The following is a 1179-nucleotide window of genomic DNA, read 5'->3' as shown; positions in this document are numbered from 1 at the left end:
TTCAGCCGCAAGATGGGTATTGACTGGCTGATCCCCATCAAAGGGGCAAGTCAGGCAGGCAAACCCATCGCCAACTTCCCTAAAACCCGCAACAAAAAGGGCGTGTATCTCACATTAGTGGGAACAGATACCGCCAAAGAGCTGATCTACCAGCGTTATCGCGCTCTGGAACCCGGCCCCGGTTACTGTCATTGGCCAGTGAAGGACTGCTTTGATGAAGATTATTTCAAACAGGCCACGGCAGAAGAGAAAGTGCGCAAGTATCGCCGGGGTGTCGCTTACTTTGAGTGGGATGCCAAGAAGAAGCGGAATGAAGCTCTGGATTGTCGGGTGTATGCATTAACTGCTGTACGGATTTTGCAGCAGCATCGGGGATTGAATCTGGAGCAGCTGGCAGAACAGCGGCCTGAGCCGGATGTAATGGCAGAAACCACTGCACTTATTGAACAAAAGCCCCGTCCTCGCCGCTCATCACGCAGTTCTTATTTGGGATAGCTCTTCAAGGAAAAGTATGTTTACTGAAGCCGAATATATCGCCTTAAAGCGAGCCGTACTCCTGCGCGAAACCCGCACCGTAGAGTTTGATGGCCGCAAAATTGAATACAGCAGCTTTGCCGAGATGGAGCGTCGCCTGACAGCTATTGAGCGAGAGCTGGCCAAACAGAATAAGCGCCCACGACAATATGGTGTCGTGTCTTCGCGGGGAATTTGATGGGTCTTCGTCAAAGGGTTGCAGGCTTCCTGCTAAGAAGACTGGTGAATCTCTCCTACACCGCAGCAGGCCAAGGCCGCAGAGCCGTTAGCTGGCGAGCGCCCAATAACGGGCCAACCTCAGCAATTACCGGTGACTTAGGCTCGCTCATTAACCGCAGTCGTGCAGCCTTGCGCAACGATCCCTGGGCCTCCGCAGGTATCAGCAAGCTGGTGGCGAACATCATCGGCACGGGCATCAAGCCTAAAAGCGATGCTAAGGATGATGTGTTTCGTAAAGAGTTACAGCTGCTGTTTCTGGACTGGACCGATGAATCTGATGCTGACGGTACATTGGATTTTTATGGGCAGCAGTCGTTAGCGACCAGAGCCATGCTCGAGGCGGGTGAGTGTTTTGTGCGCCTGCGGCCACGTCTTCCTGAAGATGGTCTGTCCGTGCCCTTGCAAATCCAGATTCTGGAAGCGGAA

General features: G+C 53.2%; 3 protein-coding genes. All 3 read left to right on the top strand.

Features of this window, described 5'->3' with window-relative positions; genetic code table 11:
* Window positions 1–495, top strand: a 495-nt coding sequence (locus E1189_RS25365) for a terminase gpA endonuclease subunit (protein WP_230460269.1), incomplete at its 5' end; no start/stop codon positions are given.
* A 16-nt stretch (window positions 496–511) separates the two neighbouring features.
* Entirely contained in the window at window positions 512–712 is a 201-nt protein-coding gene (locus tag E1189_RS08405) for a phage head-tail joining protein (protein ID WP_155159586.1), read from the top strand.
* Window positions 712–1179: phage portal protein (locus E1189_RS25360; RefSeq protein ID WP_230460268.1), on the top strand; the 468-nt coding region annotated here is incomplete at its 3' end. The genes E1189_RS08405 and E1189_RS25360, both read left to right, overlap by 1 nt.

The sequence above is a fragment of the Parendozoicomonas verongulae genome (assembly GCF_009711465.1).
Taxonomy (GTDB): domain Bacteria; phylum Pseudomonadota; class Gammaproteobacteria; order Pseudomonadales; family Endozoicomonadaceae; genus Sansalvadorimonas; species Sansalvadorimonas verongulae.
This window is presented reverse-complemented; position numbering and strand designations above follow the sequence as displayed.

Excerpts from the sequence above, each read along its gene's own strand:
- E1189_RS08405 (WP_155159586.1), top strand. The coding sequence starts at position 512 with ATGTTTACTGAAGCCGAATATATCGCCTTAAAGCGAGCCGTACTCCTG.